The organism is Chitinophaga sp., from assembly GCF_019236475.1.
GTDB lineage: Bacteria > Bacteroidota > Bacteroidia > Chitinophagales > Chitinophagaceae > Chitinophaga.
In genome coordinates, this window is sequence record NZ_JAFAIX010000012.1 from 496,855 (window position 1) to 516,446 (window position 19,592).

The window sequence follows — 19,592 nt, forward strand, 5'->3', positions numbered from 1 at the left end:
TTAACGCTAACTACTAATTTTACTATCATGTTTAAATTAACCATACTATCAATTTTTATGATTTTCGCCGCCGCAGCCTCTCATATTTATGATTTCAAAGTAGATGCGGTAGATGGTGGCAAGATTGATTTTGCCAAATTCAAGGGTAAGAAAATACTGATAGTAAATACGGCCTCCCTTTGTGGCAATACTCCCCAGTACGAAGGCCTCGAAAAACTCTACAAAAAATACCAGAACAATCTGGTAATCATAGGTTTCCCCGCAAATAATTTCGGTAGCCAAGAACCTGGCTCCAACAAGGAAATTCAGGAATTCTGCACTAAGAAATATGCCGTTACCTTTCCAATGGCAGCAAAAATTTCAGTAAAAGGTGCGGATATCCATCCTCTCTACAAGTGGCTGCTGGAAGAAAGTAAAGCCAAACACTTCGAACCGGCAGAAGTAACCTGGAATTTCCAGAAATACCTGCTTGACGAAAAAGGGAACCTAGTTGCTGTATTCTCACCGAAAACACAGCCTGAGGCGCCAGAAGTGATTGCAGCTATAGAGAAGAAATAATTTTCAACCTCCTCACATATTCCTTTTGCCAGCTTTGTGTAAACTAAAAATTTACCCTTGGTTTCGTATGTCCGTTCCCGTGGGTAGGTATTATTACACCTAGTAAAATTAACAATGAAGCATTTTTTATTGTATCTACGGCCATGTCTTGTGATACTTACTTGTATGCACTTCCTTCCGTCCTGTCAAAATCCAGTAGATACACCAGTTATCAACTGTCCAGAAATGGTTTTCAATGTATCTTCAGGAGGCACCATCAGAAACCTGAATCTGTCTAGCAGTGTGTTGTTTCGCCAAGAAACCGACAGCGGTGGTCGCAAATACCTTAGCATGGAAGCCATAAATGACAGCATGAAAATCATTATTAATATTAATGATGGAATATACCCAGATGAGGAACTCATGAATGATAGTATTCAATTTAAAACCTACCAATACTCCCGAAATACAGGACAGCAAGGAGGACTGGTAGTAGCAGGCGTACGTACCCCTACCGCATATGGATATGATTATTTGCAAACAGATACTTCCAGTGTCACCATTACTCGGATAAATCCAAAAAAGAAAACAGTGACAGGGTACTATTATTTTAAGGCAGCTAATAACGTGAAGGGCGAAGGCGTATTCCAGAATACCTGCTACCTCTCGCTGACGAAATAAGGTTTACAGCGTTTTTATTATCTTGCGGCATGCTTTTCACTGACGTAATAGGACAATCTGCCGTTGCCAATCAACTGATACAATCCGTTCAGCAAAACCGCCTCAGTCACGCACTGATTTTGCTGGCGCCAGAAGGCGCCGGTGGGTTGCCGCTGGGACTGGCATTTACGCAGTACCTCGTTTGTGAAAACAAACAGCCGCAAGGCCCTTGTGGACAATGTCCCGGCTGCATAAAAGCATCTCAATATATCCATCCAGATATTCACTTCTCTTACCCAGTCATCCCGCGCAAAGCGGGCGACAAACCTGTTAGCACGGATTATATTAACGAATGGAGGGAGTTTGTCTCCACAAATCCATACGGCAATGCATACGACTGGCTGCAATTCATCGGCGCGGAAAACAAACAGGGTAATATTACCGCCAATGAATGCCAGGATATTATCCGCAAACTGAACCTGAAAAGCTTCGAAAGCGGGTATAAAATTCTCTTGATGTGGCTGCCGGAATACCTTGGCAATGAAGGGAATAGACTCCTTAAATTAATCGAGGAGCCTCCTGTAAATACCCTCTTTATCTTGGTAGCAGAAAATCAGGAACAGATCCTGGCCACCATTTTATCTCGCACGCACCTGGTGAAAGTGAATCCTATTGCCAAAGAAGAAATGGTGAAGTCGCTCGTAGAACGTGGAAAAGTACCTCCTGCTAGGGCCCAACAGATTGCTACCATTACCGCTGGTAATTACCGCGAGGCAGTTTATCTCCTCCAGCACTCCGACGACGACTACCATGAATTACTGCGTAACTGGCTGAATTATATATTTACTGGTAACCGAATTGCCTTGCAGGAATGGATTGAAGGCATTTCCAGCGCTAAAACAGGTCGTGAAAACCAGAAGCAATTCCTCCGGTATTTTATCAATTTGCTGGAACATACGATCCGTCTGCAATTTATAGATAGAAGTCAGCTCGCCTTTTCCGAAGACGAAATGGACTTTTCTGCCAAATTGTTAAAATTGGCCAACCTGGAACAAATGGAGCAGATAGTAGATACACTTGATAATGCCTATTATCATATTGAGCGTAATGCCAATGCTAAAATGCTCTTTCATGCACTGTCCATCAAGCTACAATATATATTCAAAAAGAAAGCTTTGCCTGTAATATAATAACCGTTTGACTTTAGGGGCCATATCCTCGGCCTTTTCCTTATCTTTGCTGCTTTCCGTCTTTTTGTTTTTATTGCAGGAATACTGTATATTAATGATTAGAATGACCTGAAATGCTTATTTCTAAAATTTAAACTAATTAATAATATGGCTTGTGCCGGATGTGGTACGGGTGTAGATGGTAAGCCGTCGGGATGCAAGAGTAACGGAGGATGCAGTACAGGAGGTTGTAACAGACTGAATGTGTTTGATTGGTTGTCCAATATTCCACTTGCAGATAGCTTAGCACCATTTGACATAATTGAAGTAAGTTTTAACCACGGCAGCCGCAAGGATTTTTACCGTAACGTTACCAGACAACATTTTGATAAAGGAGAAATGGTAACTGTTGAAGGAATCAGCGGCTTTGATGTGGGATCAGTTAGCCTAACGGGCGAATTGGTAAAACTACAAATGAAAAAACGACGCGCAGAGGATACACCCGAAGTAAAAAAAGTCCTGCGTCGCTCCACTCAAGATGACTTGCAGCGAATGAGTGATAATAAAGCCCGAGAAAAGGAAGCACTGATAAAGTCAAGGGCATTAGCCCGCAACCTGGGGCTCGAAATGAAACTCACTGAGGTCGAAATTCAGGCCGATGGCCGAAAAGCAACGTTCTTTTACACTGCGGATGATAGAGTTGACTTCCGCGAACTGATTAAGGTGTATGCATCCGAATTCCGCGCTAAAGTGGAGATGCGCCAGATAGGTGCTCGTCAGGAAGCTGGAAAAGTAGGAGGCATCGGTAGCTGCGGACGTGAGCTCTGCTGCTCCACCTGGCTCTCTGATTTCAAAAGCGTGAATACTACCGCTGCCCGTTATCAGAACCTTTCCATCAACCAGGCAAAGTTATCGGGACAATGCGGCCGCCTCAAATGCTGCCTCAACTATGAACTGGATACTTATATGGATGCCTTGAAGGACTTCCCGGATGATGCGGATATTATCGAAACCGCAGGCGGCGTAGCCACCCTTCAGAAACGAGACATCTTCAAAAGCCTGATGTGGTACTCTTATGAAGGCAGCAACAAACAATACCCGCTGACCATCCAAAGAGCAAAAGAAATCAGACATCTCAATAAACAAGGTATCAAACCTGACGACCTGAAAGCCGTTGAGATGGTAAATGTGAACAAACCGAAAGAAACTGACCTTGGCTTTGCAGACGTAGTAGGACAAATCAGTCTGAAATCTCTGGAGAAAACCGTCCAGAAACGCAAACAGAAAGACAAGGACAAACAAAAACAACAGAAAGCGGATCATCCTAAACAAGGAGGCCAGCGTAACGAAGGCCCTAAACAGGAGCCCAAAGGACAAGCTCCCAAACAGGAAAACCGCCACCAAGATCGCCACAAACAAAAGCAGGAAAACCGCCCACAACAAAAACAAGGCGGCCAGCAAAACCAGGGAGGCCAACAAAACCGACCTAACCGCGATCAACAACAAAACCGCCCACAACAACAAGGGCCTAAACAGGAAAGAGAAGGACAAGGTCAGCCACCTAAACAGGACCGCAGACCACCAAAACAAAACAAACCAAAGCCTTCCAATCCAAACAACAATAATAACAATGCTGGCAACAGCAATAATAAAAACTAAAAAAACCGGCTGCACATGCAGCCGGTTTTTTTTATGACCTGTAGCAAAAACGCTTTCTCAACATAAAAAGGCCGCCCAGATGGAGCAGCCTTTGTTAATAATTGGTTTTTGCTTATGAGAAACTTTTAAATATCTTTTTGGATACACTATGCTTCATTCTCAAAAAGAAGTTTATAATAGTGTAGGTTAGTGGCTTCGTCAAATCCTTTCTCAATCATCTCTCGGTTGCCATGAATATAGATATGAAAATTGGAGTCCAGCTTCAATACACTCTTAAACACTTTCTGCTGCTTTTTCACTGCGGGCGCTGATATCTCAAATTCATCCGGAATTTCCTGCTGATACGCTTGCTGATACTCATTTCTGTACTCCCGGAAGGATGCTATCGCATCGGGGTGTCCTAACACTTCATTCGCAAAGTCATCTACTTGGAAATGCTCCTTTTCTTTAAAGTATGCGGCTGATTTATTCAGAAGATCCACTTGATCTACTCTGTCCATTTCATACTCCGTGGGCAGTTTATTATGGATAAACTGCTTACACATGTTCACTGCTGTTTCGGTTTGGTGATAACTGTCTTCCCGGCGCATTACCTGTAGGAAGGCATCTTTCCAGTATACAGCCTCTGTTTGCTTGCTGACACTGTCTACCACACTTACTTTATATCCGTCTTCTTCTTCTACGTTAAAGACCAGGCATCCTTTGTCAAGTTTATTAATATTAATGCCGTCTTCATAGTTTACCTGGTAATTCTCGTCTTCAAGAAAGACTTTAAGGTAAGTATCCCTGTTTTCTGATTTGAAGATTCCGATTGCGGGGACCTCTTCTCCATCCACCTGACATTTGCTAAAGTAGCCTATATAGAGCTCTCCCCCCTTTATTTTGGGATGGGTGGAGTGTTTATATAGATGTTTGGCAATATTTACAGACTGCTCTTGAAACTCACTTTGGTCTTCAAATATACGTCGACAATATTGAAATATTTCATTCAGTTGTAAATCCGCTTCATGAAAAAAACGGAAAAATTCCGCTGTTTTTGTGAATGGCTGAATGAAGTAAGTAATCAGTAATTGACTGATAGTTTCATCCTCCAGTTGCAACGGTGCCTTGGAACAAAGCAGCATTTCCTCATTAGACGAATTACCCACTTTATGAATGGTCAAGTGTGCCAGATCTTTAAACTCCGAAACGTGAATCATGCGGGCAAAAGTAGTAAAACTCCATACAACGAAAATGGGTGTTGATGTCCCAATTTATCGACGGGGTTGTGGAACCCAATAGCGACAGGCATCTCCCTATATCAATCAAAAATAATTTTTTTGGATTTGTTCACTATTTTAAAGCAGCAAAAAAATCTCACATGAAAAAAATATACATGCTGGCGCTACTCGCAAGTGGTAGCCTGTCTGCATTCTCTCAGCAAAGTAAGCCCACTACCCCACTCTACACAGCCAAAGACCTGACAGCAGAAAATATGTTCTCTGTCAATATAGAAGGTCCCAACTTCGATAAGGCCGGGAATTTCTATGTAGTCAACTTTCAGAAAGATGGCACCGTAGGTAAAATCAATACCCATACCGGTACCGGTGAGATCTTTGTTACACTACCCGACAGCAGCATTGGGAACAGCGTCAACTTCGATAGCAAAGGCAATATGTTCCTCCCCGATTTCAAAGGACATAATGTGCTGATGGTAGATATGAAAAACCGCAAAATAAGCGTGTATGCTCATTCCGACCAGTTCAATCAGCCTAATGACCTCTGTATCAATAAGAAAGATCAGATTTTCGCCTCAGACCCCAACTGGAAAAACAGTACTGGCCAACTTTGGCGCATCGATAAAAACCGTAAACCAGTACTACTGGAAACCAATATGGGCACTACGAATGGCATTGAACTAAGCCCTGATGAGAAAACGCTCTATGTAAATGAGAGCATCCAACGTAAAGTATGGAAGTACAATGTGGATAAAGACGGAAACATTTCTGGTAAAACGCTTTTCGCTACTTTTCCCGACTATGGCTTCGATGGCATGAAGTGCGACAAGCATGGCAATCTCTATATCGCCAGATGGGGAAAAGGCACCATTGCCATATTGAATCCAAAGGGAGAGCTGATTAGAGAAATTCCGTTGAAAGGCAAACAATGCAGCAACCTCACTTTCGGCGATAAAGATGGGAAAACAGTATATGTTACTTTACAGGATAGAAAATGTGTGGAAACGTTTAGAGTAGAAATCCCAGGAAAAAGATATTAGATTTTTGACCTTGTTTATCTGTCTCCGGTCCTGCGGACCGGAGACAGATAAACAAAAACGCCCACTGCATCTGCAGTGGGCGTTTTGTTTATGCAAAAAAATCTATTTTATTATCAGCAACCATCCCTTGTTTTTAACAACCGGGATAGCGGCATCTTTGCCAAACACTTGGCCTTGTTGGAAATTACGTACATCCGGTGCTGTGATAGTAGCTTTGGAAGGATCTATTCCTAATGCCTTCCAGTCGATATTCAAATGTATGTTAGTATCTTCCGGCGCCCAACTGGCCAATGATACCAATACAGCTCCCTCCTTACGGTAGATGGTAGCTGGCACCAGTGGATTATCTGTTTTTACCGGATTCGTGTCTACCCAATATCCTACCATCTTCGTTCCCTGCATGCCGAAATCGTCCCAAACTTTCCAGATAGGGCGTGGATCTGCATTATCAGACCATGGCATACGATTCGTCATGCCATACACCATACCTCTCCATGGATTACCACCATCTTGCAGCATCTCTCCCATCAGACCGAACGGAATACCGCTAACCTCTGTCAGGAAGAAATCCGGAGCATTATGCTCATAGTCGAAATACTCGCCGAACCAAAGTCTGTTCAGATAAGGAAAATGCTCCATGTACAACATGCCACTGTTGATAAAGCCATCGGATTTATTGTATTGATTGGCGGAATGCAGATCAATAATGCCTGGATGACCATCCTGTGTGAGTACACGCTTGATACGCTTCATGGTGACGCGATCAAAGGCCACATCATCCAAGTAGATACCGTCGATTCCTACATTCTGTACCAGCCAGTTCATACCTTCTACATAATAGTTATGCCAGCGGTTCATGCCACTGTTGATAATTGCAGCATCTTTATCTTCCGGTACAAACCAGGCTGCGATGTAGTCTTTCCCAACATGCTCTTGCAACCAGGAGAAACCGCCACCTTTACCAGGACTGTATACTTCATGACCCAGACTACGCAGTGGGAAGGTTTCCCAAGCATGGTTAGACAACTCACGCACGGTATTGTAGATTTTCACCTTCAAACCCTTACTGTGTGCGGCATCTATATAATCCTTCATTTTCTTCCACTCAATGAATGGGTAGTTGATCCAAGGATTAATTTCATTTCCATGATGGATATTCACCACTGTAGCACCTGTAGCCTTGATGGAATCCAAGTTTTGATATTTGTGGAAAAACCGGGTAGACCATTGCAAATCTGTATTGAGTTTGTGGAAAGGTGTAACGATGAGATGGAAGTTATAATATAACACATCGCCTTTGTGCATCGTACGTTCGCCAGTATATGCGTTGGCGAGAATAGATTTGCCTTTCAGGCCGATGGTAATCCCTCCTTTATTATCATTCCCCCAGGAAGTTGGCAGCAGCAAAGGTTTCTGCAGATAGAAGTTAGTATTCAGCGGTCGTACATAGTGTTCATCACGCAGGGTGAACTGCAGACCGGCATTGACATCACCTACCCAGGCACCATCCTGGTTTTTGTTTTTCACATCCCATTTCCAGTCGATTTTCTCCGGACGCAGGCCCCCTTTCTGATTCAGGCCCATCATATATTTCGCCACAGAAGTTTCGAACGGAATATGCATGGTTACGTCTTTCAGCTTCACTTCGTCTGTAGCGGTCACTTTCACCGTGAACTCCATATAACCGTCGAATTCCATTGCCGCATTCACTTCCATTTGCAGACCAGGAGCCGTATTCAGCGCATTCCAGGTAATTTTACCTGCATCTTGCGATTGCACTTTCCAACCTTGGTTTTGCCATTTGAGGTCTTTGCCATCGCCTGCACTGATAAAGTGGAAATGGATAGCTTCTGTGAGGAGATTCCTTGGTTTATCCGTCATCTCCGTCATTTCTGGTGTAAAGAAAGTTTGTATTTGAGACGGGAAACCATCTTTGTTGATACCTACCTTCCTGCCGAGCAGACTGATAACACTATCTTTCAGCACCAGTGGTGTGTACGGCGCAATCACTGCGTTATCTTGTGCCAGTGTGGAGTTGAGCCATTTCAGGCGGGTTTGTTTCCATGGTTCGTTGAAGCCTCCGTTAACAGCCAGCTTCGGTGTAACGGTGAGGTATACACGCACAGGCATTGCAGGCATGCCTTCCGGTTTGATGGTCACAATTCCCAGGTAATTGCCTGGCTGCGCTTGTTGCGGTACATCAATACCACACCAGAGTGCCTGGATTTTACCTTCCTCTATATTTACCTGGTTGGTAAACGGACGAGCATCGTAGGTAGTACCAGTAGTATTAATACAACTGATTTGGGAAGACGGAATTGCTTTTCCATCGGCTGTTTTCAGATCAGAAAATGTGATTTTCACATCGTTCAACCCTTTCAGCGCGTAGATCCCTAATTGGAAAGCATAGTATTCTCCTTTATCCGCCTGGCCTTTGAAGGATTGAGACGGTCCTTTTTGGATCCATCGCTGTGGCAGCTCATCGGTCATTTTGATGGGAAACTCTCTGTCTTCCGGGAATAACAGGTATCCTGCGCCGGGATGTTTCAGGAGTAATGCCTTCTTCTCTGCTGCTGTGGCAATGACTTCCATAGGGAAATAGCTATTGAAAGCATCCACAGATTCGATTTCCTTAACAGTGGCATTGGGTTTCAGGTTGGCAGGAATAGCCTGTGACCAGTTGGAAGATGCGGTTTCCTCTGGTGCTAGATAAACTCCTTTAGGATAATTGGAGCGGCCTTCATTTTTATAAGGCATGTAGTAGATGTAGTACTCTCCTTTTCCTGAAGTAGGTTCAAATACGATATCCCCTTGTTCACGGTTGATGGAAAGGGTTTTCGTATTGGTGACCTTTCCTTTTGTTTTTGCATCCTGGATGATAATGCGTTTTGCTTCCGGATTCTCATCGCGGCGGCGCCATGGAATGACTACCCTAGCTGCATTTCCGGTGCCGTTAAAAGTGACCACTACCCGATGGTTGCCCAAAGAGTCGGGATTCCAGGAATTGTTGCCGGCAGTGTATTTCAGTTGTTGGGCGAAGGTAGTCCCAAACAGTCCGAAGCTGAGTCCTGCCATTATCAATCCTCTTTTTATGAATCGGGAGTGAGATGGTTGCTGTAGCATGTAAGAAATATTGAATTTCAAAATATGGAAAATATATCCGTCTTGCGGATAAAGTCTGTTCACTGAAGCCCTAAAATACAATCCCTGGCTATAAATAAAAAGCTGTATCAAAAAAACGAGCGTGACGTCTGCCGACGTCACGCTCATTTTTTATCTTTTTCGTCGTCACTGCCCGCTGGGCAAGGACGACTGGCAGTATAGTTTATTAGAAGATTACATGCACAATCCACCACATGCGCTGATGGTCTGGCCAGTCACATAGCTGCTGAGGTCAGAAGCCAGGAACAGGCACACATTAGCGATATCTTCAGGAGTACCGAATCTTGCCAAAGGAATTTTCGAGATATAATTAGAAGCAGCTTCTCCTTCTTTCAGGTAGCTGGTCATATCTGTTTCGATAAATCCAGGAGCAACGGAATTGCAACGGATGTTGCGGCTGCCCAGCTCTTGTGCGATAGATTTAGAGAAACCGATGATACCTGCTTTAGAAGCGGCATAGCTGCTCTGGCCTGCATTACCCATGATACCGATAACGGAGCTCATGTTGATAATAGAACCGCTTTTTGCCTTCATCATTGGGCGAATCACCTGTTTGGTCATGTTGTACACGCTTTTCAGGTTGATATCCATCACATCGTCCCACTGATCCTGGCTTAAACGAAGCAGCAGATTATCTTTGGAAATACCTGCATTGTTTACGCAGATGTCGATAGAACCGAATTCTTTCAGCACTTCTGCTACCAGTACTTCACATTCTTCATATACACCGGCATTGGACTTATAAGCTTTGGCTTTAACACCGAACGCTTGCAGTTTTTCTTCCAGGATTTTGGCTTTTTCGTCGGAGCTTACATATGTGAAGGCCACATGAGCGCCCTGTGCGGCAAATTTCAAGGCAATAGCTTCTCCGATGCCACGGCTAGCGCCAGTTACAATCGCTACTTTGTTCTCCAGTAATTTCATTGTATTGTTGATAGGTTTTTAAGCATTCATATTAGTGGCCGCAAAGCGGAGGATTTCCTCCAGGTAATTACGGTCGTTATTGAGTCGTGGTACTTTATGCTGGCCACCTAGTTTCCCTTTGCTTTTCAAAAATTCGCAGAAGGTTCCTTGTGGCAGTGTATGTACAACTGGCATACGGAGCGCAATATCCTTATGGCGTTTGGCTTCGTAATCAGAATTGATTGATTTGAGTGTCGAGTCTAGCACTTGGATGAACTTATTCAGGTCATCTGGTGCTTTGTCGAATTCCACGAGCCATTCGTGGCCACCATTCCCTTTATCACTGAAGTAAACTGGAGCGGCCGTGTAATCATTCACGATAGCACCGGTTGCTTCACAGGCTTTTGCTACTGCAATATCGGAGTTTTCCACGATTACCTCTTCCCCGAAGGCGTTGATAAACGATTTGGTACGTCCGCTCACTTTAATCCTGTATGGCAACAGTGAAGTAAACTGAATGGTATCGCCTACCAGGTATCTCCACAAACCGCCATTGGTACTAATAACCAGGGCGTAGTTCTTACCCAGTTCCACTTCTTGCAGTTGGAGTGTGCGCGGATTCTCCTTACCTAGTTCCTCCATCGGCATAAATTCATAGAATATGCCATGGTTGAGGAAGAGGAGCAATCCTTCTTCGCCTATAACATCCTGTGCGGCGAAGAAGCCTTCAGATGCATTATAGGTTTCTTGGTAATACATAGTGGGTTTGCGAATCAGCTTTTTGAACTGTTCGCGATATGGCGTGAAGCTCACACCACCATGCATATAAAGTTCTATACTAGGCCAAACATCGGCCAGGTTATCTGTGCCGGTCAGCTCGAAGATTCTTTTGATGAGTACGATGGTCCAGGTAGGTACGCCGGCAATGCTGGTCACATTTTCATGTATAACGGCATTGGCCATACGTTCAATTTTCTCCTCCCACTCATCCATCAGCGCGATGGAGAGGTCTGGAGTACGGATCATGTTTCCGTAGAACGGCATATTCTGAAGCATGATAGCACTGAGATCTCCGAAGTAGGAGTCGCTGTCTTCAGACAATTTGTTCACCTGGTGGCTTCCGCCGATTACCAGTGATTTACCGGTAAGGAGGTCAGAGTCCGGGAAGTTATTATAATATAAAGTAAGAACGTCTCTTCCGGAGCGATAGTGGCATTCATCCAGGCTTTCAACCGTTACGGGGATAAATTTGCTTTTATCTGCGGTGGTGCCGCTGGATTTGGCAAACCATTTAATAGGAGTATTCCAGATGACATTTTGTTGTCCTTCCATCACCCGTTGGATATAGGGTTTGATGGTATCATAAGTATGAATGGGAACTGCTTTCTTGTACTCGTCGATTTTATAGATCTTGGAGAAGCCATGTTGCTTTCCAAACTCGGTATACTGAGCTGCACTGATAAGGTTCTGGAATACCTGCTGTTGCACTTGTACCGGGTACTGCATAAAGTGCGCAATGCGCCCCATACGTAGTCTGGCCAACTGTGATATTGCAGGACTTAAAATTCTCATATATAGGATTACAGTGGAAAAAAGTTAAAGTTTAGCTGCTTCATCCAGGTAATTCTTGCGGCGCAGGATGAAATTCTGACCAAGATACACTTTTCTTACCTGTTCATCTTCTGCTAGCTCTTCTGCAGAACCGGATTTCAGGATTTTACCTTCAAACAGCAGATAGGCACGGTCAGTGATAGACAACGTTTCTTGTACGTTGTGGTCTGTAATGAGGATACCGATGTTCTTGTATTTCAGCTTTGCTACAATAGATTGAATATCTTCAACGGCGATAGGGTCGATACCTGCAAATGGTTCATCCAGCAGGATAAATTTGGGATCTACGGCCAATGCGCGCGCAATTTCTGTTCGACGACGTTCGCCCCCGCTCAGTACATCACCCGGACTTTTACGTACGTGTGTCAGTCGGAATTCAGATAACAATGCTTCCAGCTTCTCTTTCTGCTCTGCTTTTTTCAGCTTGGTCATCTCCAGTACAGCGGCGATATTATCTTCCACGCTCAGCTTACGGAAAACCGAGGCTTCCTGTGGCAGATAGCCGATACCCATTTGGGCTCTCTTGTACATAGGTAATTTGGTGATATTCAGGTCGTTCAGGTAAACATTCCCCTCATCCGGCTTAATCAGCCCAACTACCATGTAGAAAGAGGTGGTTTTACCTGCACCGTTTGGACCCAGCAGTCCTACAATCTCACCCTGCGACACCTCAACAGATACGTGATTTACCACTGTTCTGTTGCCATAACGCTTTACAAGCTGGTCTGTATGTATTCTTAGTGCCATATTTTCAAACTTAGCAAAATTAAACAATTCATCCACTTAGCCTAGTTATAGTTATCATAAGATCAAAATTCTGCGATTTATTAGGGGATATATTAATTTTGCCCCCAAATTCCAGCTTCCAACTGTATGAAAGTAATCGAACATATTGCCCAAGCCAAGGATACACTTATCTCATTTGAGGTTTTACCGCCACTGAAGGGGAAAAGCATTGAATCAATTTACGAGCATCTGGACCCCTTGATGGAGTTCAAGCCCGCCTATATCAATGTTACTTATCATCGGAGTGAGCATATGTTCAAGAAGAAGGCGGATGGCTCCTTTGAGAAAGTAGAAATCCGTAAACGCCCTGGTACTGTTGGTATTTGCGCTGCCCTGATGAACCATTATAACGTGGACACTGTACCACACTTGATCTGCGGAGGTTTCAGCCGGGAAGAAACAGAAAATGCGTTGATTGACTTAGCCTTCATTGGAATAGATAACGTATTAGTTCTCAGAGGAGACGCACCTAAAAACGAAGCTTTCTTCGAACCAGATCCTCACGGACATAGCTATGCCAGTGAATTACTAGAACAAGTGGTGCGCATGAACAATGGCATTTACTTGGAGGATGATTTGCAAGGGGGTGTGAAGACGAAGTTCTGCGTGGGCGTAGCAGGTTACCCAGAAAAACATTTCGAGGCACCCAATATGCAAACAGACCTGCTGAACCTGAAACGTAAAGTAGATGGCGGAGCGGACTACGTGGTTACCCAGATGTTTTTCGATAACCAGAAGTACTTTGATTTCGTACAGAAATGTCGGGAAATAGGGATTACAGTGCCTATTATTCCAGGACTTAAACCATTGACTTCCAGGAAACAATTAAGTATTCTGCCAAGAATTTTCAATGTGGATATCCCCACAGAATTCTCCAATGAGGTACTGAAATGTAAAACGGATAAGGAAGTAGAAGAATTGGGGACAGAGTGGTTAATTGCCCAGTCTAAGGAATTGAAAAAGTTTGGCGTGCCTATTTTACACTATTATACACTGGGTAAACCTAAAGTGGTAAGAACCGCTGTAGAAGCGATAATGTAATATAAATCATTTAGTTAGACGATATATCATCTTGATTTATAAAGCGAAGGGAAGGACAATTGTCTTTCCCTTTTTGCTTTTCTTTCATATAAAAAATGCCATCATGTAGATACATAGTGGCATATCCCTATAACTGTCACACTTTTAATTTAACTGTCCAATGAAGGGTATTTCCTCCCCAGGAAACACCCTTCAATAATATTGACGCATGTACTTTTCTATGCCCCTATGCCTGCTGAAAAAAAAGAAAGGAGCCACTGTTAGGCGGCTCCTATTAACGACGAACATAGTTCGAAAATATTTTACCAGTCTTCCCGGTTTAATAAAACTCCCAGAGAAATACCAAAGGAACGGTTGCGAACACTCAGATCACTAGACTGGTCTATATCCAGGAGTCCCATGCTATAATTAGCGCCGAGCGTAACATAGGAATTAAACTCAATAGTAGCCAAGGCATTGATACCAGCATCCCATCTTTTCAATTGCATACTAGTGTTGGCAATGGTGGGACTACTTCCGAAAGCTACATCTTGTGATACATTCTGAATCATTCTGCCTTCATTGTAAACAGATAGATCATACCGCGCTTTCAAACAATAACCGGCGTATGGTCCTCCACCAACTGCCAGTCGGGCTTTTCCTAACGGTATCTTGTAAACGAAGTTTACAGGCAGCGTTAGATACTTTAATTTCAGGCTGGTGGCCGCCGTCGTGTAGGCGTTAGTGGGTTGTTTATCAATGCTGGCCAGTTCTGCACCTTTCACTTCATAATTCAGGATAGGTTGCAGATAAAAATTGTTGGCAATGGGAACATTGACTACCATCCCGATTCCCCAGTTATCGGAAGATTTGGTCCCTGGCTTTAACACCTGGGTACTGGTTTGTTTAATCGACAGATTTGAATTCACGTATCCACCTCTAAAACCAATACTCACTTGGGCAGATGCATAGGATACGGTAAAACAAGCAGCAACGGCTGCAAGTGTAAACATTTTCATGAAACGGACATTTGGGACTTTATGGTCACTGTATTTGATAGTTGGAACATCAAAGCTAACAAACGAAATTTTATCAAGAAAGGTTTTAAAAAAAAACAACAATTACATAAAAAAAGACTGCCCGTCTACGACGACTGGCAGTCTCCCATAATAATCATATTATTAAATCACAAGATAAGTTAATTAACGTCCGTGGAACTTATAACCCAGAGAAACCCCGAAGGAAGCATTTCTAAATTTGCGATCGTTACTACTATTATCGATCACATTTACCATTCCCAGGTCTCCGTTGAGGCCAATATAGCATCCCATTTTTGTTTCATAACCAATCTGGAATGTACCACCGGCATCGAAACGTTTTAATTTCGCATTTCCTGCGGCATCATCAAAAGCGCCTACAGTACCCACAGCGGTATTCTTGTAGTTACCACCTACACCAACTGCCAGGTATGGGCCTATACCCAACACCATGTTACCGTTGCCCACTTCTGGTTCAAACTGGAACATGATAGGTACCTGCAGATAGCTGAGATTTACTTTAACATCTGAATTCTTGAACTTACCTCCCTTACCGGCGTATAGCAATCCTGTACCAACAGAGAATTCATCTGCCAATGGAATATCCACTGTAATACCACCTCTGAAATTGGTAACAATACTACTATGTTCCTTACTTCCTGTAGGAAGGAATCCAAGATTTTGATAAGTCACACCCGAAAAGTTGGGACCTGCCAGGATTCCCCATTTTGCTTGCCCAAAGGAAACACTGGCTATTAACAATGCCACAACCGATAATAACAACTTTTTCATTTTTTTCGATTTTGTAGTCTTTGAATTATTACTTCAATTCCAATTGATTATTGCCTGCTGTATATACAATGGCTGGCATAAATTGTTTAAGTACTTACAGACTCATCATACCTGATTTTATTCGAAGAAAAATGTTGTTTTTGGAGCATAAAGGATATGATTTGGTTCACTCTCCGGGAACCAAAGACTATGCCAAAGCTGTTAAATTTTTGTTTAAATAATTGATAATCAATAAATTGAAAAGCCGCCCTTGGGGTGGCTTTTCATTATTTAGCGGGAGTATTTTCTGTCGTTCGGACCAGGAACTGGTCCAATTGCTCCACGCCTAGTCGCTTCGCTACAATCTTCTTCTTTTCATCCAGCAGGTAGACAACCGGCGTGCTATAAACATCATATAGGCGACGGTAATTGCTGGTAGACTCTGGGTCTGAGACATGAATCCAGCCGGCCAAATGATGCTGATGGATGAATCCTAACCATTCTTCCTTGGAGCCTTCCGTTTTAATACCCACCATCTTCACTCCCATCTGCTTCCAACGGGCATTATAGGCGGAGTCCAGGCGAGGAACTTCCGTCTTACAGTGGCCACAGGTGGGATCCCAGAATACAAGCACCGTATATTTTGCTTGGGTTTTATATAACGATACAGGTTTAGAGGCCGTGTCTTTCAATTCCAGTGGTGCGGCCTGTTGCCCAATCAAATTAGGAGCAATCGCATAAGCCCGGCTAACAATCTTCCCTAACTGCTCTTCATTTAACCAGAATGCCTGGCCCGATACATAATATTTTTCTACCAGGTGTACAAAAATGGCATCCATTCCCATATAAGGAGAAGATTCATAATTATAGGTCAGCCACCAAAGTACAAATTTGAATACCTCTTTATTCTTGCGGGTACGGGCAATCATTGCATCGCAATCAGCAATAACAGAATCCGGCATCGCCACTACCAACTGGGTAAAATACTTTTGCAGCTTGCCTTCCAGGATCGGGGTACGTACCAATCGTTCAGAAGTGAGGTCCACATTGTCCCAATAGTGCCCTTTGAAATAGCGATAAGCGAAGGTAGAATCCTCTCCTGCCGGGCGTTGTGGAATTTCCGGCTCCTTCATTGCTTTGAAGATCGTGGTCAGGATATTACCAGGATGATCTGTAATGAATTTATTCCGGTAATCATTGATCTTCTTCATAAAGTCGGTCTGCATTTGCTGTACAACTGCGGTATCTGCTGCTGTTTTAGCTGCTTTCAGACGTTCCTGTATGGCTCTTCCTTCTTCATCGTGGCTGCCGAGGAATTTATTATATGCCAGAAACAGTTCATTATCGGTAGAGTTTTTATAAACTGTTTTATTGACAAGGTCAGTAGTATCTAAGGCTACTTCAAACACCTGATTTTTATCGATGAGGGTTTCCACATATCGCTGTTTATCGGGCATTACCAGCAGGTAAATCCCTGCATTCAGCGGAGTTTTGCCTTTGATGACAGCGGTTCCGGCAGCATTGATTTCAGCGGAATCAGCCAGGAAGGTACTTTTACCCATATAGTGCCCCAGGAAAATCTTTCCCTGGTGGTAATTTTTCAGTTTAATTGTCAACTGATAGCCCTGGGCCATGGTCTGGCCGGCGATGGCGAGGGCGGAAATAAGCAATAATAGCAGTCTACGCATAGGATATTTCTAACTATTCGTAAAAATACCCCAAAATCTCAAAATCACTGTACCTTTGCAGCCGTGAGGAAAAAAAATGTTGTTTTAGAAAAGGTACCGGTAACTGCATATGCAGCAGAAGGTAAGGCCCTGGCCCGTCAGGATGGAAAGGTAATTTTTATCGAAGGGGGCGTTGTGCCTGGCGACGTAGTAGACGTTCGTCTGAGTAAGAATAAAAAAGATTGGGCCGAAGGAAAGGTCGTTCATTTCCATTCCTATTCGGATAAACGCGTAACGCCATTTTGTGCGCATTTCGGCACCTGCGGTGGCTGCAAATGGCAAATGATGCCTTATTCGCTGCAACTGGAATACAAACAGCAGCAGGTAGCAGACCATCTACAACGCATCGGAAAGCTCGAGCTGCCAGAAATGAGTCCTATCTTGGGTTCTGCACATACAGAGCATTATCGCAACAAACTGGAGTTTACCTTTAGTAACAAAGCATATCTCACTAATGAGGAAATCAAAGCCAATGACGGGGAAATCCCAGTAAGACCGGCTTTGGGTTTTCACGTTCCAAAACTGTTTGATAAAGTACTGGACATCAACACCTGCTATCTGATGCAGGAACCAGTAAACCTTATCCGCAACACCATCCGGGATTACGCCATCGCTCACGACCTCACTTTCTACGATATACGTTTACAGGAAGGATGGCTGCGTAACCTGGTTGTACGTTTGTGTACTACTGGTGAAATCATGGTAAACCTGGTGATCCATCATGAGGATAAGGCCAACAGAATTGCTTTGCTGGATCATCTCCTGCAAACAGTTCCGGCTATCACCACCGTATTATATACTATCAACCCGAAAAAGAACGATTCCATTTTCGACCTGGATCCTAAAGTTTACTTTGGAAAAGGATATGCAGAAGAAAAACTGGAAGATTTTGTTTTCAAAATCGGACCTAAATCCTTCTTCCAGACGAATACTTATCAGGGAGAGGTATTGTATAAAGTAACACGCGACTTCGCAGGACTGACAGGTTCCGAGATTGTATATGACCTATATTGCGGTACTGGCAGCATCGGCATCTTTGTTTCCCGTCAGGCGAAGAAAGTAGTAGGCATTGAATTGATCAAGGAAGCCATTGATGATGCACGCGAAAACGCCGCAATGAACAATGTGAACAATGCAGAGTTTTATGCAGGTGATGTAGTGGATATTTGTGATGATGCTTTCTTTGCACATCATGGCCAGCCGGATGTAATTATAACAGACCCGCCACGGGCAGGTATGCACGAAAAACTGGTGAACAAATTATTGGAAATCGCTGCGCCAAAAATCGTGTATGTGAGCTGCAACCCGGCCACACAAGCCAGAGACCTGGCACTGCTGGATGATATGTATACCGTGGAAAAAGTACAACCGGTAGATATGTTTCCTCATACCCACCATATTGAGAACGTGGTGCTCCTGAAGAAAAGAGCAAATAAATAAAACTTAAGCATAGCCAAAATGTATCAGCTAAGACCCAGAGGGTTTCATTTGCCGCCAGTAATAAAGAATCTGTTAATTATTAACGGATTGGTTTGGTTGGTAGAGATTACATTGTTAGCAAGATTCAATTATGATCTGGGCAACCTGTTTGCGCTGCACTACTGGCAATCGGACATGTTCCGTCCGTGGCAGTTTGTGACGCATATCTTTATGCACTCGCCAGGGAATTTTGCACATATTTTTATGAATATGCTCACCCTCTGGATGTTTGGTACTGCACTGGAAGACAGATGGGGATCCAAACGGTTTCTGCTCTTCTATCTGATTTGCGGATTGGGAGCGGCCTTATGTTATATGGGATGGCTGACTTATGATAATATGAAATTGGCCAACGAAGCACAGGCATTTTTTGCAGATCCTTCCGTTGGTAATTTCTCCGTAATCGATAACCGATTCCATCTTGGCGAAGGCATGTACGGCATGGATGGCCTGAAATATGCTATCGGCCAAGGAAATGACGGGGCTATTGACATGGCGAAAGGGCTGATTGCCCGCCTGCTGGATCAATACAGAAATGCCAGTATGATGGGTGCGTCCGGTGCTGTTTATGGTATCCTCTTTGCATTCGGTTATATGTATCCAAATGAGTACGTATACCTGAACTTCCTTATCCCTGTAAAAGCGAAATACGTTGTAGGTTTCCTGATTGCGGTAGAACTCTGGAGTCAAATCCAAAATTCGGCTGGAGATAATGTGGCACATATTGCTCACCTGGGTGGTGTCGTATTCTCTTATCTGCTGCTTCGTAACTGGAACCGTAAAATATTCTAATGCGCCAATGCTACGGGATTAT

General features: G+C 43.6%; 16 protein-coding genes. 8 read left to right on the forward strand and 8 right to left on the reverse strand.

Annotation, left to right across the window (positions count from 1 at the left end):
- Positions 1–57 precede the first annotated feature (57 nt).
- The 4 genes from JO154_RS18235 (at position 58) to ricT (ending at position 4,025) form a co-directional block, all read left to right on the forward strand.
- Positions 58–558 (forward strand): glutathione peroxidase, encoded by a 501-nt coding sequence (locus JO154_RS18235; protein WP_291948150.1) that lies wholly within the window; start codon positions 58–60, stop codon positions 556–558.
- 225 nt (positions 559–783) lie between these two features.
- Positions 784–1,218 carry a hypothetical protein gene (locus tag JO154_RS18240; protein ID WP_291948151.1) on the forward strand — a complete coding sequence of 145 codons (435 nt, stop codon included), beginning with the start codon at positions 784–786 and terminating at the stop codon, positions 1,216–1,218.
- Between the two features lie 29 nt (positions 1,219–1,247).
- Positions 1,248–2,387 (forward strand): DNA polymerase III subunit delta', encoded by a 1,140-nt coding sequence (locus tag JO154_RS18245; RefSeq protein ID WP_291948154.1) that lies wholly within the window; start codon positions 1,248–1,250, stop codon positions 2,385–2,387.
- 147 nt (positions 2,388–2,534) lie between these two features.
- Positions 2,535–4,025 carry a regulatory iron-sulfur-containing complex subunit RicT gene (gene ricT, locus JO154_RS18250; RefSeq protein WP_291948156.1) on the forward strand — a complete coding sequence of 497 codons (1,491 nt, stop codon included), beginning with the start codon at positions 2,535–2,537 and terminating at the stop codon, positions 4,023–4,025.
- Positions 4,026–4,171: 146 nt separating this feature from the next.
- Here the strand turns inward: ricT and JO154_RS18255 are convergent, their stop codons facing one another.
- Positions 4,172–5,224, reverse strand: a complete 1,053-nt coding sequence (locus tag JO154_RS18255; RefSeq protein WP_291948158.1) for a nucleoid-associated protein — start codon at positions 5,222–5,224, stop codon at positions 4,172–4,174.
- Between the two features lie 161 nt (positions 5,225–5,385).
- On the opposite strand from JO154_RS18255, the gene JO154_RS18260 reads away from it, so the two are divergent.
- A complete protein-coding gene (locus JO154_RS18260) occupies positions 5,386–6,282 on the forward strand; it encodes an SMP-30/gluconolactonase/LRE family protein (RefSeq protein ID WP_291948160.1) in 897 nt (298 codons plus the stop codon).
- 102 nt (positions 6,283–6,384) lie between these two features.
- Here JO154_RS18260 and JO154_RS18265 read toward each other — a convergent pair whose 3' ends face one another.
- The 4 genes from JO154_RS18265 to lptB all read right to left on the reverse strand — a co-directional run bounded on the left by JO154_RS18265 (position 6,385) and on the right by lptB (position 12,705).
- Entirely contained in the window at positions 6,385–9,405 is a 3,021-nt protein-coding gene (locus tag JO154_RS18265; protein ID WP_291948163.1) for a glycoside hydrolase domain-containing protein, read from the reverse strand.
- A 213-nt stretch (positions 9,406–9,618) separates the two neighbouring features.
- Entirely contained in the window at positions 9,619–10,368 is a 750-nt protein-coding gene (gene fabG / locus JO154_RS18270; RefSeq protein ID WP_291948165.1) for a 3-oxoacyl-[acyl-carrier-protein] reductase, read from the reverse strand.
- 18 nt (positions 10,369–10,386) lie between these two features.
- On the reverse strand, positions 10,387–11,919 hold the full coding sequence (locus JO154_RS18275) for a GH3 auxin-responsive promoter family protein (RefSeq protein ID WP_291948167.1): 1,533 nt from the start codon (positions 11,917–11,919) through the stop codon (positions 10,387–10,389).
- Between the two features lie 24 nt (positions 11,920–11,943).
- A complete protein-coding gene (lptB, locus tag JO154_RS18280) occupies positions 11,944–12,705 on the reverse strand; it encodes an LPS export ABC transporter ATP-binding protein (protein WP_291948169.1) in 762 nt (253 codons plus the stop codon).
- 126 nt (positions 12,706–12,831) lie between these two features.
- Here lptB and metF point away from each other — a divergent pair, with 126 nt between their 5' ends.
- Positions 12,832–13,785, forward strand: coding sequence for a methylenetetrahydrofolate reductase [NAD(P)H] (gene metF / locus JO154_RS18285; protein ID WP_291948171.1), 954 nt, complete (start codon positions 12,832–12,834; stop codon positions 13,783–13,785).
- Positions 13,786–14,087: 302 nt separating this feature from the next.
- Here the strand turns inward: metF and JO154_RS18290 are convergent, their stop codons facing one another.
- From JO154_RS18290 to JO154_RS18300, 3 genes are all read right to left on the reverse strand, one after another.
- Complete coding sequence (locus tag JO154_RS18290; protein ID WP_291948172.1) at positions 14,088–14,783, reverse strand: porin family protein; 696 nt, start codon at positions 14,781–14,783, stop codon at positions 14,088–14,090.
- 183 nt (positions 14,784–14,966) lie between these two features.
- On the reverse strand, positions 14,967–15,593 hold the full coding sequence (locus JO154_RS18295; protein ID WP_291948174.1) for a porin family protein: 627 nt from the start codon (positions 15,591–15,593) through the stop codon (positions 14,967–14,969).
- Positions 15,594–15,859: 266 nt separating this feature from the next.
- Positions 15,860–17,260 carry a TlpA family protein disulfide reductase gene (locus JO154_RS18300; RefSeq protein ID WP_291948176.1) on the reverse strand — a complete coding sequence of 467 codons (1,401 nt, stop codon included), beginning with the start codon at positions 17,258–17,260 and terminating at the stop codon, positions 15,860–15,862.
- A gap of 63 nt (positions 17,261–17,323) precedes the next feature.
- Between JO154_RS18300 and rlmD the strand changes: the two genes are divergently transcribed.
- Both rlmD and JO154_RS18310 read left to right on the forward strand, forming a co-directional pair.
- Positions 17,324–18,739 (forward strand): 23S rRNA (uracil(1939)-C(5))-methyltransferase RlmD, encoded by a 1,416-nt coding sequence (gene rlmD / locus JO154_RS18305; protein ID WP_291948178.1) that lies wholly within the window; start codon positions 17,324–17,326, stop codon positions 18,737–18,739.
- 18 nt (positions 18,740–18,757) lie between these two features.
- Positions 18,758–19,570 carry a rhomboid family intramembrane serine protease gene (locus JO154_RS18310; RefSeq protein WP_291948180.1) on the forward strand — a complete coding sequence of 271 codons (813 nt, stop codon included), beginning with the start codon at positions 18,758–18,760 and terminating at the stop codon, positions 19,568–19,570.
- Positions 19,571–19,592: the final 22 nt, after the last annotated feature.

What these genes read in the sequence shown, in the direction of transcription:
- JO154_RS18235 (WP_291948150.1), top strand. Translation starts at nt 58, where the DNA reads ATGATTTTCGCCGCCGCAGCCTCTCATATTTATGATTTCAAAGTAGAT.
- JO154_RS18240 (WP_291948151.1), top strand. Translation starts at nt 784, where the DNA reads ATGGTTTTCAATGTATCTTCAGGAGGCACCATCAGAAACCTGAATCTG.
- JO154_RS18245 (WP_291948154.1), top strand. Translation starts at nt 1,248, where the DNA reads ATGCTTTTCACTGACGTAATAGGACAATCTGCCGTTGCCAATCAACTG.
- ricT (WP_291948156.1), top strand. Translation starts at nt 2,535, where the DNA reads ATGGCTTGTGCCGGATGTGGTACGGGTGTAGATGGTAAGCCGTCGGGA.
- JO154_RS18255 (WP_291948158.1), bottom strand. Translation starts at nt 5,224, where the DNA reads ATGATTCACGTTTCGGAGTTTAAAGATCTGGCACACTTGACCATTCAT.
- JO154_RS18260 (WP_291948160.1), top strand. Translation starts at nt 5,386, where the DNA reads ATGAAAAAAATATACATGCTGGCGCTACTCGCAAGTGGTAGCCTGTCT.
- JO154_RS18265 (WP_291948163.1), bottom strand. Translation starts at nt 9,405, where the DNA reads ATGCTACAGCAACCATCTCACTCCCGATTCATAAAAAGAGGATTGATA.
- fabG (WP_291948165.1), bottom strand. Translation starts at nt 10,368, where the DNA reads ATGAAATTACTGGAGAACAAAGTAGCGATTGTAACTGGCGCTAGCCGT.
- JO154_RS18275 (WP_291948167.1), bottom strand. Translation starts at nt 11,919, where the DNA reads ATGAGAATTTTAAGTCCTGCAATATCACAGTTGGCCAGACTACGTATG.
- lptB (WP_291948169.1), bottom strand. Translation starts at nt 12,705, where the DNA reads ATGGCACTAAGAATACATACAGACCAGCTTGTAAAGCGTTATGGCAAC.
- metF (WP_291948171.1), top strand. Translation starts at nt 12,832, where the DNA reads ATGAAAGTAATCGAACATATTGCCCAAGCCAAGGATACACTTATCTCA.
- JO154_RS18290 (WP_291948172.1), bottom strand. Translation starts at nt 14,783, where the DNA reads ATGAAAATGTTTACACTTGCAGCCGTTGCTGCTTGTTTTACCGTATCC.
- JO154_RS18295 (WP_291948174.1), bottom strand. Translation starts at nt 15,593, where the DNA reads ATGAAAAAGTTGTTATTATCGGTTGTGGCATTGTTAATAGCCAGTGTT.
- JO154_RS18300 (WP_291948176.1), bottom strand. Translation starts at nt 17,260, where the DNA reads ATGCGTAGACTGCTATTATTGCTTATTTCCGCCCTCGCCATCGCCGGC.
- JO154_RS18310 (WP_291948180.1), top strand. Translation starts at nt 18,758, where the DNA reads ATGTATCAGCTAAGACCCAGAGGGTTTCATTTGCCGCCAGTAATAAAG.